General features: G+C 49.1%; 11 protein-coding genes. 7 read left to right on the top strand and 4 right to left on the bottom strand.

What is annotated here, in order from left to right; genetic code table 11:
• The first annotated feature begins 232 nt into the window (after positions 1–232).
• The gene (uppS, locus tag AC286M_RS18835) at positions 233–979 is read left to right on the top strand and encodes an undecaprenyl pyrophosphate synthase (protein WP_488205851.1); all 747 of its coding nucleotides are present in this window, start codon (positions 233–235) and stop codon (positions 977–979) included.
• A 6-nt stretch (positions 980–985) separates the two neighbouring features.
• Here uppS and AC286M_RS18830 read toward each other — a convergent pair whose 3' ends face one another.
• The gene (locus AC286M_RS18830; RefSeq protein WP_488205850.1) at positions 986–1,735 is read right to left on the bottom strand and encodes a sterol desaturase family protein; all 750 of its coding nucleotides are present in this window, start codon (positions 1,733–1,735) and stop codon (positions 986–988) included.
• A 634-nt stretch (positions 1,736–2,369) separates the two neighbouring features.
• On the opposite strand from AC286M_RS18830, the gene AC286M_RS18825 reads away from it, so the two are divergent.
• The 3 genes from AC286M_RS18825 (at position 2,370) to AC286M_RS18815 (ending at position 5,831) form a co-directional block, all read left to right on the top strand.
• Positions 2,370–4,010 (top strand): DUF445 domain-containing protein, encoded by a 1,641-nt coding sequence (locus AC286M_RS18825; protein WP_488205849.1) that lies wholly within the window; start codon positions 2,370–2,372, stop codon positions 4,008–4,010.
• 303 nt (positions 4,011–4,313) lie between these two features.
• Positions 4,314–5,597: a cation:proton antiporter domain-containing protein gene (locus AC286M_RS18820; protein WP_488205848.1), complete on the top strand. Its 1,284-nt coding sequence runs from the start codon at positions 4,314–4,316 to the stop codon at positions 5,595–5,597.
• A 33-nt stretch (positions 5,598–5,630) separates the two neighbouring features.
• Positions 5,631–5,831, top strand: coding sequence for a hypothetical protein (locus AC286M_RS18815; RefSeq protein ID WP_488205847.1), 201 nt, complete (start codon positions 5,631–5,633; stop codon positions 5,829–5,831).
• A gap of 181 nt (positions 5,832–6,012) precedes the next feature.
• On the opposite strand, the gene AC286M_RS18810 is transcribed toward AC286M_RS18815, so the two are convergent.
• Positions 6,013–7,662 (bottom strand): alpha-amylase family glycosyl hydrolase, encoded by a 1,650-nt coding sequence (locus tag AC286M_RS18810; protein ID WP_488205846.1) that lies wholly within the window; start codon positions 7,660–7,662, stop codon positions 6,013–6,015.
• A 528-nt stretch (positions 7,663–8,190) separates the two neighbouring features.
• On the opposite strand from AC286M_RS18810, the gene AC286M_RS18805 reads away from it, so the two are divergent.
• Positions 8,191–8,772: a DUF421 domain-containing protein gene (locus AC286M_RS18805; protein ID WP_488205845.1), complete on the top strand. Its 582-nt coding sequence runs from the start codon at positions 8,191–8,193 to the stop codon at positions 8,770–8,772.
• A gap of 524 nt (positions 8,773–9,296) precedes the next feature.
• Here the strand turns inward: AC286M_RS18805 and AC286M_RS18800 are convergent.
• On the bottom strand, positions 9,297–11,045 hold the full coding sequence (locus AC286M_RS18800) for a ShlB/FhaC/HecB family hemolysin secretion/activation protein (RefSeq protein WP_488205844.1): 1,749 nt from the start codon (positions 11,043–11,045) through the stop codon (positions 9,297–9,299).
• A 730-nt stretch (positions 11,046–11,775) separates the two neighbouring features.
• Here AC286M_RS18800 and AC286M_RS18795 point away from each other — a divergent pair.
• A complete protein-coding gene (locus AC286M_RS18795; protein ID WP_488205843.1) occupies positions 11,776–13,488 on the top strand; it encodes a serine hydrolase in 1,713 nt (570 codons plus the stop codon).
• Positions 13,489–13,540: 52 nt separating this feature from the next.
• Here the strand turns inward: AC286M_RS18795 and obgE are convergent, their stop codons facing one another.
• Positions 13,541–14,593, bottom strand: coding sequence for a GTPase ObgE (obgE, locus tag AC286M_RS18790; protein ID WP_488205842.1), 1,053 nt, complete (start codon positions 14,591–14,593; stop codon positions 13,541–13,543).
• Between the two features lie 64 nt (positions 14,594–14,657).
• Between obgE and AC286M_RS18785 the strand changes: the two genes are divergently transcribed.
• Positions 14,658–15,200 (top strand): GNAT family N-acetyltransferase, encoded by a 543-nt coding sequence (locus AC286M_RS18785; RefSeq protein WP_488205841.1) that lies wholly within the window; start codon positions 14,658–14,660, stop codon positions 15,198–15,200.
• Positions 15,201–15,214: the final 14 nt, after the last annotated feature.

Below are 15,214 nucleotides of genomic sequence, written 5' to 3'. Positions count from 1 at the left end.
CCCATCCACCCATCTACTCTCCTACCCATCTACTCTCCTACCCATCTACTCTCCTACCAGCCCTCCCCCTTAACACCAACCGTAAAATCCAGACACAGAACTTAAAGTTTTGCCAAAATCCTGCATTTCGGTCTTGCGCTTAAGCGGGGCAAAATGGGCACCTTTAATAGAAGCGCTACCGCCAAATGGTTTCACAAACCTGTTTTTTTCGTTGCTTTCGGGAGAATCACCGATGACTGCCAAGCTCTTAGTTAAACTGCCCGCCGAACTTGATCGCCAGCGGTTGCCGCAGCACGTCGCGGTGATTATGGACGGCAATGGTCGCTGGGCGCAGCAGCGAGGACTGCCCCGCATCGCTGGGCATCGCCAGGGAGCTAACACACTGAAGGATTTGCTGCGCTGCTGCAAGGACTGGGGCATCCCAGCCTTGACGGTGTATGCATTTTCGACCGAAAACTGGCGGCGACCGCTGGAAGAAGTCAGTTTTCTAATGGGGCTGTTCGAACGGCTGCTGCGGAAAGAACTCCAGGAGATGAATGAGGAAGGCGTTCGCATTTCGTTTGCGGGTGATATCTCCAGCCTGCCGGAACAGCTTCAGGTGGAAGCTCAGCGAGCGATGTTGGCTACTGCCAACAACAACGCCGTACAGTTTACGGTTGCGATGAACTACGGCGGACGGGCCGAAATCATCAAAGCCTGCCGCGATATCGCAACTCAGGTACAGCAAGGCCAGCTTGATCCCAGCGCAATTAATGATGACCTATTCGCTCAGCAGCTTTATACCGCCAATTTGCCCGATCCCGACTTGCTGATTCGCACCAGTGGCGAAATGCGCTTGAGCAACTTTCTCCTATGGCAAATGGCCTACGCCGAAATTTATGTGACCGATGCCCTCTGGCCTGACTTTGATCGCAGCGAATTTCAAAAGGCACTGACAGCATTTCAAAACCGCGATCGCAGATTTGGCAAAGTTCAATAACTGGCGCTATTTGTTCACATATTTTTCAATGTATGCGGGATCGGTTGTGCCCAGTACGCAATCCCAAAAGGTGAAATACAACCCAAAATGCGTTTGATACCGACGGTGATGAATAGCGTGATGCACTGGGCCAATCAGTCCTTTTTGTAATCCAGCTACTGAAAAGTGGGGTGGAACCAATTCAAAGCCTAAATGAGTGATCATTGCCCAGATCGTCATTGTGACAAATGCCGCAATCAGAGTCGCAAAATGGAGCGGGATGAAAAACACCAAACTGACAAAAAAGATGCCGTGAATCATTGCCTCACTGGGTTCAAACGCAAATGATGTCCAAGGAGTTGGTACGCGGGAACGATGATGCCCATAGTGCATCCATTTGAATAGGCGAGGATGATGCAGCAGCCGATGAGTAAAATAAAAATAAGTGTCCTGTAAAATTAAAACGGCACAAAAACTGAACCCCATGTACCACCAGCCGTAGGTATCAATGGAGCTATAGATACGAGTGCCACCAGCGTTATAAATGCTCATAATTAGAGCCGATAAAAGCGCAAATAGAAAAGCAGATGTTACGGATAAGCTAATATCTTGGCGAATGAGTTTCCACTTTGGTTTTGGTACGGCGATACGTTTGAGCAAAGGCATTTTGTCAGAAACATAAAACAACCAAAATGCCCCGCCAGCGACGAGGAAATAGCGACCTAGAATGAATGCTAGAAAAACAAGCCAATAATATCCAACGCGATGAATAATCAATCAAGTAAAATCCAACAACAACAGCGTAATAGAAACTAAAAACTAGAAACTCATATACTAAATTGCAAACTCAAGAACCTGGGAAAACTGTTTTGCCGCCAGAACTGACGACAAAACAATTTCTTCAGGTTTCGGTGCGAGATGTCAGAATACAGGCCGATCCAGCCTGATCGCGAAGGTGTGCAGTCACAGTGGCAAATGGGCTACCTATACGAATGTATATCAACTGTTAGCCTTTCGCTCATATCCTATATTAAGGATTGGGGACTTGATCGCTTTTGCGTACAAAAAGCACAGCACTACCAAGGATTAAGAATAAAATTCCCCACCATAATGAATCACCGGGCAGAATTTTGAGTAGGAGCGTCACCATTCCAGAGGTTAGCAGTGACCAGCCAATCGTTGTGCGATATTTCATCATTGTTTGAATCTAGCCTTGTCATTTCACGTCAGAATCTGCCTATACATTAGTTGGGACACTGGGAAAATGCGTCAATCGCGCGAGAGAAGGTTTTTAACACAAGCAGATCAACAGTGAGAGGTTTCCAGATAGCAAACCGTCGCCAAGTTCAGTCCTAAGATACGTGTATTCTTGGAACGGCAGCGATAGAATCGCAGCTAGTTTTTGAGCACCTTGCTCATCTGGTTGTCCATTCGCGATCGCATGCAGTCTTCGACTTCTTCAACTCCTACTTACCGCAGTACGTCTCATTCTGCCAGTCAACCTACCGTGTGGCAGCGCATTGGCCAAGTTTGGAGCAAGCTTGTCGCGCTTATTGCTGTCATTCAGCTCGTTTTGGTGCTGTTCAATATCAGCTATATTCCGCTGCGATCGCTTTATTTTGAGTACACACCCGCAGTCGTAGATGCCTACGATCCCATCAAGGGCATCGAACTGCATCCGGATACACAGCTTTATTTGGCGACTGTTGATCAGCTAGTTGAAACGGTTAATCCAAATCATGAAGTGGGAAACATGCAATCTCTACAACTTGCGCCTCAACCAGCGGAGATTGCGCCCATTCTTAGTAATCTGCAGGCCCAAAGCATCGAGTTAGTAGAAGAAAATCCCTTTTTTGGAGCCAATCAGTTTGGTGCGTACGCTAAGCTCAAACAGCGCATCCAGTCCCACGTAGGTGAAATCTCAGCGAAGCAAGCACTGCTGAAATTCTGGAGTTGGGACTATCTGAATCGAGCAGGTTGGCAAAGCGAACTGACTTACTTTGATCGCGCCATTCGCCCCATGCTGGAGCACAACTATCTGCGAATGTTGGACGAAACGGGACGATTCGCTGATCGGTTTTGGCAGATTGATCTCTGGTTCATGGCGCTGTTTGCCGTTGATCTACTAGGACGCACTCTAATCAGCAGCTATCGTCAGCCTCAAGTGAGCTGGGGTGATGCTATTTTACGCCGCTGGTATGACCTGATTTTCTTCCTGCCGTATTGGCGCTGGCTGCGGGTCTTACCCGTTTCAGTACGGCTCCATCAGTCCAGACTCTTCAATATGGAGCGGGTGCTGGCTCAAGTGACCCACGAACCCGTCTCCTACGTTGCCGATCGGGTGAGCAAGTTTCTCATGGTGCGACTCGTTAACCAGGCGCAGACTTCTATTGAACAAGGAGATGCGGCACGATTCTTGTTTGAACCCAGTCAATATCGGCAGGTCAGCAATATTAATAAAATCGACGCCATTACCGATCGGCTGATTCAACTGTCAATTTACCGAGTTTTGCCAGAAGTTCAACCGGACTTGGAAGCCTTGTTGCACCACAGTTTAACGGAAGTCATTACCCAGTCAGACTTTTACGGCGCGGTGCAGCAGTTTCCTGGCATAGGCAATTTGCCCAACGAAACCATTGAGCAGCTAGCCGAGTATCTGGCCCAAGGCACCTATGATGTCCTGAAAAATGCTTATTCTGACCAGGAAGGCCGCATGCTGATGGAGCAGCTCAGCCAAGACTTTCGGCAAGCGTTGAAGCAGCAGCTTCAGGAAAAACAAACGCAGAAAGAACTTGAAACGCTGTTAATTGACCTGCTGGAAGAACTGAAAATTAACTACGTCGAAAAAAGCAGTATCGACAATCCAGAACAAACACTGGATGAGGTCGAGCAAATCAACCAAGTCCTGCAGAAAGCGAACACTCTGCCTCCAACTGACTCGCCGATCAATCCAGCGGCTAGCGCTCAAACTCAGGATTCAAAACCATTTAAAGACCCCGAGCAGATTCCCGATGTCTTGGATTTTTCTCAGTCCAAAAGCGAGATGGACTAGGATTCCCCAGTTAGGGTACGGAAAGCTGTGGTCACTTCTGGCATTGTGATCGCAAGTGAGGCAAAAGCAGCCAGTGTTGCCGCCTGGCAGTACTCAGAATAGGTTTTAGGCGCTAGGAAATTAGGTATTAAACCCCAGCAGGGTTGAAAGTGGAGTTTCCCTGCGGGAAACTCCACTTTTCAACCTGGATTTGGTTTAGGTGTAATGACACATAGGCTTGATGTAGATCCTTATGGCAGAGGTAAGAAATCGCTGAGGCTTATATCCTGAGGCAGAATTTGCAGCAGCTTTCAGTGAAGAACCGTGACCCAATTTAACATTGCACTCACAGCGATCGGCGGCATTGTTCTTATACTTGGTCTGGTCTCTGACTACTTCCGCCGTAACTGGTGGACGTCTGATCCATTGACGGCATTGGCACTCGGAATCTTGCTAGGGCCACTGCTCCTCAACTGGATCGATCCGATGCAGTGGGGGCTATCGAGAGAACATATTCTAGAACAGGCTGCCCGTTTAACAATGGCCATTGGGCTGATGGGTATCGCACTCCGTCTGCCTCAACACTATGGTCGCCAACACTGGAAGGCTTTAGCTGTACTTCTGGGTTTAGTTATGCCGCTGATGTGGATAGCCAGTGGTCTACTGGTCTACCTGATTATGGGGTTTCCGTTTTGGGAATCGATGATGATTGGTGCCGCAATCACTCCGACAGACCCGGTCGTTTCGACCTCAATTGTGACGGGAGGAGTGGCAAAGGATGACCTTCCCGCCCGCATGCGCCATCTTATTTCAACCGAGTCAGGCAGCAATGACGGGTTGGCCTATCCTTTTGTCCTGCTGTGCATCCTGATTGTGAGTAGAGCTGCTGAAAGCGCAGAATCCGCGACCTTGAGCAGCGTTTTGCCCCACTGGTTAACGACAGTAGTGATTGCAGAAGTAGGAGGTTCCGTCCTGTTTGGATTCATTGCAGGTTTTGCCGCTGGTCATTTCTTAAAGTGGGCCGAACAAAATAAAACCATTGAAAATACATCATTCATTGGCTTTAGCCTTGCTCTTTCCATCACGGTCTTAGGAGCCGCCAAACTGTTAGGCACCGATGGTGTATTGGCCGTATTTGTGGCCGGACTGGCCTTTGGCAATGTGATTGGAGGTAACCAGCGTTCAGAAGAAGATAATGTGCAGGAAGCAATCAACCGCTTCTTTACCCTACCGATTTTTGTGCTGTTGGGTCTAATGCTGCCCTGGAATCTATGGCTCGCCTTCGGTTGGCAAAGTTTGCTGCTGATCGTTGCCGTGCTGTTGCTACGCCGTTTACCAGCGTTGCTCTTGCTCTATCGTCAAATTCCACCTCTTAAAAAAATTCAAGAAGCTGCATTTGTCGGATGGTTTGGGCCAATTGGCGTCGCAGCGATTTTCTATGCTGGGCTTTGTCTACGCCGGACTGGTTTAGAAGAGGTTTGGGGTATCGTCTCATTCATGGTTTGCGCCTCAATTGTGGCTCATAGTTTAAGCGCTACACCTTTAACTCGTTTCTATGCTCGGTATGCCAGAAAACATGGGCTACTCGAAGAGGATGGCCAGGAATAATAGCTCAGCGCGAATCCAAAGGATAAAGAGCAAGTGCGATCGCACTTGCGTCCAATTGTCGAAGATGCGATCGCACTTGAAGCCTATGCTCTCAATACCTACGACTTATCGCAAGAACCCTATTTTCACGATCCCGACGATGAAACCATGAAGTCAGTCCAGAAGCAGCTCATTGCCACCAAACAGCAGCGTAATATCAAGTCTGTGTATCTCACATCTTGCACCTTGCACTAAAACCCCGAAGAGGTTGTTTTGCCGCCGCGATGCGGCGGCAAAACAACCTCTTCGGGGTTTTAGTGCAAGGTGCAAGATGTGAGTGTACAAGAACCCAATTTATTTTTTATGAAACGTTTGCTCCGCAAACGTTTCATAAAAAATAAATTACGGGTTTTCAACCAGATTGGATATTACGCTCTTAAGCTACTAGTACTTTCGCTTCGTATTCCGGCAGATCCGTGACCCAAAGGCCATCGTTGACTTCAACATCATAGTCGTTGATCCACTCGTGCCAGGTGCCGTTGTGGGGAAAGTTGGGAATTTCGTAGTCTGCTCGATACTGATCCGAAAAGTTAAGCACAACGACAATCCGTGAGCCTTCATCATTCCAGCGAACAAAGGCAATTACCTTATCGTCAGAGTTTTCATAAAAGAATTCCACATTATTGGTGCGGAGGGCATGGCTACTTTTCCGCAGGTTGATCAGACCGCGATACGTTTCCCATAAGTTGCGATTGCGATCGTTACCCAACAGTGTCCAGTCAATCTTGACCGAATCTAACGTTTTAGGCTTATACGCACCAAACTCCTCTCCCATCCAGATTAAGGGAATACCCATTGCCGTCATCATGATCGCGGCTCCCAGTCTGGCCCGCTTAAAAGCAGCGTCATCGAACACATTATGATTCGCCAACTGCACCATTAAATGATCATGATCATGGTTACTCAGATAATTGATCACATTCACAGCACCCATATAGCCTGAACGCTTAGCATCAATCAGCTCTTTCAGCGTTTCAATATCACCATCCTCGCCCCAGAGCATCGGAGCAATTTGGTGCTGGAACCCGTCTCGCCAGCAGGCATCCAGCGGCCCCTCTAGATTGGTAGCATCAGGAACTTCAGGAATTAATTCGCCGATGTTAAAAAACGGCTTGGGATGAGCCAGCTTAGAGGCTTCATCCGTGAGCTGGCGCAGAAAGTCAAAGTGCCCCATTTGCTTAACGGCATCGTATCGGAAACCATCAATGTGATATTCCGCAATCCAAAACCGCACAATTTCTTTGACAAACTCTTGAGCGGGACATAAATCAAGATTTTCATCGTAGTGATCATAATCAAACTCTGGCCCCCAGTTGAAATCCGGATCTTTGGGATCTTTCAAATACCAATAGTTGTAGTCAATTTGGGTCAGGGGTGCTTCGTAATCAGAGTGATTGAGAATAATATCGAGCATGACGCGAATGCCACGGGCATGGCATTCATCAATCAAGTTCTTCAGGTCAGCCGTCGATCCATAAGAGGATTCCACCGCAAAATAATGACGAGGATTGTACCCCCAGCCTTCATCGCCAGGAAACTCTTGAATGGGCATGAGTTCAATGGCGTTAATACCCAAATCAGAGAGATAATCCAGCTTTTCGACAACATGCTTAAACTTGCCACGTGGATAGGGATCGTCTTCTCCACCCGAGAAATCTTTGACTAAGATCTCATAAATTACTAATTCATCATTGTTCGGTAGCGCCTGATCGTCATGCTGCCAAACATAATCATCAATAAACGGTTGACCGTCTTTAATCTGGATCACGGCCATCTGCTTTTCTTCGTCTATATTCGTCGCTTTCGGATCAATCACCTCGACCCATTCATCAGGGTCTAAAAAATAACTCTTAGACTGAACTCGGAATTTGTAGGTGTAGCGCCCATCTTCTAGATCAATCTCGGTGCGGTAATAGCCGTCTTTTCCTTTTTCTAAATCAATTTCTTTTCCATCCGAAAAAGAACCTTGGAGCTTTACTCCCTGACTATAGGGGGCAAACAGCTTAAACTCAACTGAGCTAGCCATGAGTCTTCCTTTGATTTTATCGTGCTATAAATTTTAGGATTCTTGTCTATCCCAATGTGATTTTGAATGCGCTTTTCTACACCCTCCTCAAGAAGGATTAGTCAATGTCAATTAGATGATTGTGGGCTGAGCTGACACCACCCCAGCAATTTACCCTAGGCACAATCAATCCCTAATACAGCAATCTTAAATTGATTATGAACAGGCCGATCCGGCGGATCGGCCTGTTCATAATCAATTTAGTTCACCAGCTATTTAATGGAGCTGTATGTGCAATCTACCTTCAGGTAGAAAACAGTAAAGGAGAATTCTCTTAGTTTGGAGGCACTTATGCATAACGAACCCACTAGATGAAGTGGTGTTGGTATTTAAATAGTCTTAATAGCTCGCACGAACCTGAAGAGGTAATTAGGTGGCCTCACGGTAGTGCAGCGCAGCTTAGATTTCAATTTATATTTCATCATAGATTGGAAGCAATTTGGTTTAATTTGATTTGATGTATCAATTCAATTTACCAGTTTTATTTGAGTGCTATTTGGGTTTTATTTAGGATCAATCATGGACAATACTGTTTTCTTTTATGGAGGACTTGAACCACTTGTCCGAATCGTTGTCGTCGGAACGCTAGCTTATCTCAGCTTAGTCACTTTGTTACGAGTCTTGGGCAAACGCACACTAACTCAGTTAAATGCGTTTGATTTTGTGATTACGATTGCAATTGGTTCAACTCTTGGACGATTAATGACCGCTAAAGGTGTATCGCTACTTGAAAGCATTACCGCATTTTTGACCCTCCTTTTATTACAACGTTTAGTTTCTTGGCTCACCGTTCGATCAGCCAGATTCAAAGATCTAGTCACCGCAAATCCCTCGCTGCTGTACTTCCGGGGACATTTTTTGCACAGGGTTATGCAAAAGCACCGGATCACAGAGCAACAACTGCTAGCAGTTGTACGGAAAAACAAAATTGGCTCTTTAGATGCAGTGGAAGCCATTGTACTGGAATCAGCCGGAACGATTGCTGTCGTCAAAAAAGCAACGGATGGAGAACGAGCCGACCTCTCTGTGCTGGGTAGCATTCCTAAAGTCAACCAAAGAGGACTATTGTGATGTTTCATCCTTTAAAGCCTTTATAGCCTTTCCTGGGCTACTGAGGACAAGTTATTTTTTGGAAGCTGGCCTATGGGGTACCTAACATTGCGATCGCACTGCTTTGTCTGCCGCTCGTGACTACGGTTCTAGCTATGGTTGTCGCCATCGCCGCAGTTGTGAGCTGGCAACAGGGATACTGGACAATCACCAAACGATTACATTATTCGCTGGTCACATTAATTAGCCGCTCTCGCCTTTATCCTGTTTTTATAGTGATTCCAGTTATAAAGTGAGAAAACGAGAGAGGAGAGTGCCTCATGATGAGGCACTCTCCTCTCTCGTTCTTATCTAGAACCCCTATAACCTATTGGAACTTGCTAAGGTGTCAATTTTGAGCCATACAGTTCGAGCCATACGGGCTGTCTGTCAACCCAATATTACAGACTTTATTGAAAATAAAGTTTTTGGGATTGGAAATTGTTTTGTAGCGCGGCTCCGCCGCGCTACAAAACAATTTCCAATAAAGTCTTATCTAATCGATATTAGAGGCCATAGCGAACGCTAAAGTAGAATCCCTCGTCTTGTGCATTGTCGCCGCGATCGTCGGTATCAATCAGCGGCAGGCCATAGTCCAGCCGCACATTGAGATTTGGTAGTGGTTCCCACAGCAAACCTAGACCAATTCCAGCTAGAAACTCCTCATCCGGTCGGCCAACATTATTGGGGTTTTCGCTATCGTTCCAGACTGCCCCCACATCAAAAAAGGGAGCCAATTGAAATGTTGCTAATCCGGCTTCATTTCGAGCCAGGGTAATCCGGTCTTCCACAGAAAACCGGAAGCCATTGTCTCCCGCCCGCGCGTTTTGCCGATAGCCCCTCAGCGATTGGCCGCCCCCAATCACAAACTGTTCTGAACTGAGCAGCGAATCAGGTGTAAGCTGTAGATCAAGCTGTGCGATCAGCAGATGGTCATCACTGAGGCGCTGTACCCGCTGCGCCTGCCCCAACCAGCTAATGAATCGGCTGTCGGGGATGGGATCATCGTTAATCGTGGCGTCAAATAGCCCTGTGCCAATGCTAAATAAGGAGCGGCCCACCCAGGCACCTTGACTATCACGGCGGATATAGTCCTGACCAAAGCGAAACACGCTGGTGCGACTAATCCCGGTATCAGGATCGGGGCCAAAGCCAAACCCAAAAGGCCGATCGCCCAGAAATGTTTGTCCATCCCGGTAGCTAAAGCCCAAGGACAGAGCGAACTCCTCGCGGGGATTGCGTACCAGCGGTTGCCGGAAGCTGATTTCATACAGTTCTGATTCACCTTCAACGCTGAGTGCAGCATTAATCGGAATTTCATTCTCATCCAACTGTGCCCGGAGCTGGAGCGTACCGTCCTTCGCATTTAACGGCACGCGATAGCTGAGGTCATACACAACGGATTCTCCAGTCGTTGTCCGATCCCAAGAGCCAATCAGCGTGTCACCAATACCGAACACATTGCGGTGTCCTACATCAATCCCGATCCGCTCGGAACCAACCGATGGTGGAGAGTAGTTATCAATTCCGGCCTCAACGATCCAGGGATTGGCTTCTTCAACCCGCACAATCAGGATGCTTTCGCCAACTTGATCACCCGCTCGAAGGCTGGCCTCAATATTCTCGAAGAGTGGGTTAAGGCGCAGCAGACGGAGCTGATCTTCTAAGCGATCTGTCCGCAAGGGCGTTCTAGCCCCGAGCTGAATGCGATCGCGGATATAAAAGTCCCGTACGCGCTCATTTCCTTCGATTTGGATGTCGCTAATCGAGCCTTCAACCACCTGAATTTGCACCACGCCATCCGTGACTTCCTGCTCCACCAAAATGGCGCGCGAGGTGATATATCCCTGATCGAGATAGAGCTGAGTAATTTGATCGGCAGCGGCCTGTAGTTCTGCGACCGTCGCCTGGCGGCCTTCCAAGGGAGCAATGATGGGTTCAAAGTCTTCTTGATCAAAAATTGTGCTGCCCACAACGTCAATGCGCGTGACTTCAAGACTAGTGGCAGGGCTATCTGGTGCAGGAGTTGCTGGCTCAGTTTCAATTTCAGTTTCGGTTTCAGTTTCCTCTTCATCCGGCAGCGGCGGAATGTCATCCGCATCTGGAATGGGCTGGAGAAAGCGGTCGTCGTTGGGATTGGGATTTTGAGCCAGATCGAGGCGAAGTGCCGAGGACGGAGTAGACGGAGTAAACGATAGATCAGAGGCAATCGCATTACTGTCTGCGATCGCAACTAGCCCAACAGATGCAACCAAGGATGAGACGAATGGTGACAGCAACCAGAAAGTCCGGAGTTGCAGGGTTTGAGATGAATGCCTTGATGCAGACCTTCGCAATCTAGCGTGCGATCGCGGATTAGCTCCCTCAGCGCCATCAGCTCCCTCAGCGCCATCAGCGATCGCTGGCGATTGATATCTAAGCTTGACTCCCCACATAACAGTTGCCTCGTAGTTGCCTCGATGTTTCACGTCCGAGCTAATAGCATGCCAGCTTGATTGCGGCAGGCACACCGTCTTGATAATTTCCTCCCCACAATATACGAGTAAATGCCGGGGCATCCGGTGGGATCAGGCCAGTTTCAGCTCAGCTTTTTAAGGAATCGTCATAGAGATTTACGCAAAATGCACACTACAGCCTCAAACACCCAAATCAAACTGTAAAAGATGGTAGAAAGACGGCAGAAAGAGGATTTTGCACATTCATTTTGTGCATTCTTTGTGCATTATGAGAACCGTTATGAGAGGATGAATTGACTTTTTATAACGTTAGACGCATCCAAAATCTAGAAATACCCTTAGAATGCTGAATCAGCAGGTCCCATCCAAATGCCTATCCGATCGAGAAATCTCAGCACAGTTTTGACGAAACGCTTGTGGCGCGAGCGTTTTGCAAAAGCTAAAGTTGGTTTTTACGAACGGATTCGGTATAAGTAGTGGGGCGCACCCGGTTGTTCTACGTTTCGTTTCATTACTTTGGAGGTTTCCGATGTCGAGAACTGGCGATTGGCCCCCGACGTCTCCTCATTCTCAAGAGAGTTCTTCTCCGTCTGTAATTGACTTTTCCGCAGCGGCACAGTCACGCATGGCGCAATCCCATGCGGCGCAGTCTCGTTCAGAACAGTCTCAAACTCGTCTGACAGACTCTCGCACGTCCTACGCTCCGACATCCCAGTTTCGGCCCTCCTCTCCTGCCAATCCTCGAGCCAACCCCTCTCATCCGCTGAATCCAATTACCTATTTGCGGGGACGACGGCGTTCTGCGCGATCGCGTCGCTCCCCCTTACAGGCTCAAGCCGCAGATACTTCTCGCCAGATGTCCCAGCGGACTGCCCACCAGCCTTTGTATCCGTCTGCGGCATCTCAATCGGGGTCATTTAGCCGCTCACCCCACGCAAATTCCTATTCAACCAGAACGTATACCGGACAATCGAGCTATTCAGCTCCTGTCTCATCAGCCGCCAGAAGCTTCTCTGGAGGAACCTCGCTAACAGACCCCTATTTGTCCCGTAGACAGCAGGATCCACGCCGCGCCGCCAACTCAGATGCCGCATCCCGGCGCAGAACCAATCGGCGGGCAACTCGGCGGGATGCGTCTCGGCGGGATATCGGCCCGTCGCCTGTAGCGGTTCAACCTCGGCGTCCGTCAAAGGCAATCCGGCGAATTACCAAACTGCCGTCGCCGCTGCTCTATGGACTGCGGCTAGCCATCCTAGGCGTGGGCATTGCCGGTATTGCTGGAACGACACTGTCGATTTGGAATCCTGAACTCCAGGTCGAGGCCAATCCGGAGCGATCCATTCAGAAAAGTACGACGGAAGCGATCGCAACTACGGGAGGTGCACCAACTCCAGCTGCGATCGCACTACCGCTGGGCAGTGAACTCGCCAGTCTCAAAAATCAACTGGCACAGATAGAAGCTCAGATGCCGGGACTAGAGCTGTCTGCATTTGTCTATGACTTAGAAAATCGCACCTACCTCAACTTTGAAGGCGGTATGCCCATCTCAGCCGCCAGCATGATTAAAATTCCGGTTTTGGTCGCGTTTTTACAAGAGGTGGATCAGGGCAATATTAGCCTCAATGAACCGCTAACGATTGACGCAGCCCAGGTCGCCACTGGCTCTGGCAGTATGCAGGATGAACCGGTCGGCACGGTCTATTCAGCGCTGGAAACGGCATCCTGGATGATTGTCAATAGCGACAATACGGCCACCAATATGCTGATTGAGCGGATGGGCGGAGCCGCCAAGCTAAACCAGCGCTTTAAGAGCTGGGGACTAGAAGATACGGTAATTAACGCGCCGCTGCCCGATTTGGAGGGGACAAATACCACCAGCCCAGAAGACCTGGTCAGCCTGATGAGCATGATCAATCAGGGTGAACTGCTAAGTCTGAGATCTCGAGATCGGATGTTCACGATCATGCAGCGCACCTACGCGGCGGATCTGCTGCCCCAGGGACTAGGCGATGAAAATGCGCTAATTGCCCACAAGACAGGCGATATCGGTGCCATGTTAGGCGACGCGGGTATTGTTGATCTCCCTAACGGCCAGCGATATGCGATCGCGGTTATGGTGCAGCGCCCGTTCAACGACGGTCGAGCAGTAGAAATGATTCGCCTAGTTTCCCAAGCGACCTTCAATCAGTTCAACCAGCAGCCTATGCCGACCACTGCGGCATCGGAAACGCCAACCAACTAAAACGAATTGTCCGGCTGACAGGCAGCCGGACAATTCGTTTTAGTTGGTTTCGCTAAACCTCTAGTGGATGCGTCGCCTCGCCAAGCGGCGGCTCGTACTGTGCCTGCTGATCTAGCTGATCCAGGCTGTCCCAAACCGTTTGCAGCAGATGATCCAGATTGTGCTGCGTAACGGCTGAAATTTGAAACACCCGTTGTCCCGAAAGAGACTCCAGCTCAGCGACGACACTGGCAATATCCATATCGGGCGATACGGCATCCATTTTATTCAGCGCCAAAATCTGAGGCCGATTGGTTAAACCACGACCGTAAGCGCTCAGTTCTTGCTGAATTGTTTGGTAATCTGCGATCGCATCAGCACTGGTTGCATCAATTAAATGCAGCAAAAGGCGAGTGCGTTCAATATGGCGCAGAAAATCGTGACCGAGGCCCTGACCTGCATGTGCGCCTTCAATCAAACCGGGAATGTCAGCAAAAACCGTGCCGTCCCCGGTGGGTTTACGTACGACGCCCAAGTTGGGCACCAGGGTGGTAAACGGATAATCAGCAATTTTAGGCCGTGCTGCTGACAGCGCTGAAATCAAGGTCGATTTCCCTGCGTTCGGTAAGCCAATGATGCCAACCTCAGCTAGTAGCTTTAACTCCAGCCGCAGGTATTTCTCTTCACCGTCTAGTCCCGGCAGCGCATGTTCCGGCGCACGATTGCGATTACTGAGGAAGTGGCGATTGCCCAAGCCGCCTTTGCCGCCTGCCGCGACGCAAAGGGTCTGATCCGCCTGGGTCAAATCCCCTAGGATTTCCTCAGTCTCGCCATCATAAACAACAGTGCCACAGGGCACTTCGATGATTAGATCATGCCCTGAAGCGCCTGTCATATTTTTCGGGCCGCCGCGCTGCCCATTCTCGGCTTTGAACTGGCGCGCGTAGCGAAAGTCAAGTAGGGTCTGCAAATTGGTGACGGCCTTGAGGATCACAGAGCCACCTTTGCCACCGTTACCACCCGATGGCCCACCCGCAGGCACATACTTCTCGCGCCGAAAGGCTACAATGCCATCTCCGCCTTTGCCTGCTTTAACTTCAATTTCCGCCTGATCAATGAACTGCATAGCGCGTCCAACCCTGTACGCTTAAGCGTGTAGCTACCCATCCTATGATAGACGGTCATTTCCTATGATTAGCGAATCTGCTTTACTCGTTGGGCCTGAAGTCTTTTTGCGGCATCCTGCGATTGAGGATGAAGCCGAATTTATTCAGATGGTACGCTCTAGTCGAACGCTCCACCGTCCGTGGGCCTATCCACCGAGTACGCAGCAAGCATTTGTTGAGTATATTCAGCGCAGCGAGTCTAAACGCCACGAATCTTTGCTGGTCTGTGAGAATCGTTCAGGTGCGATCGCAGGTGTGATCAATTTAAATGAAATCATTCGCGGTGCTTTTCAGAATGCCTTTTTGGGCTACTATGCCCATGCTGACTTTGCCGGACGGGGTTACATGACGGCAGGGCTACAGCTAGCGCTACAGTATACTTTTTCCATCCTCAAGCTCCATCGGCTAGAAGCCAACATTCAGCCTGCTAATCAATCTTCAGTTCGCCTGGTCAAACACTGTGGCTTTCGCCTGGAAGGGATGTCCCCTAAATACCTATGCATCAACGGTGAGTGGCGTGACCATGAGCGCTGGGCAATTTTAGCCGACGAGTGGTTCGCAATCTAAAACCTAAAAGTTTG

This window comes from Thainema salinarum CENA647 (assembly GCF_057732415.1).
The sequence above is the reverse complement of the archived record's forward strand: the minus strand, read 5'-3'. Positions and strand labels throughout refer to the sequence as shown.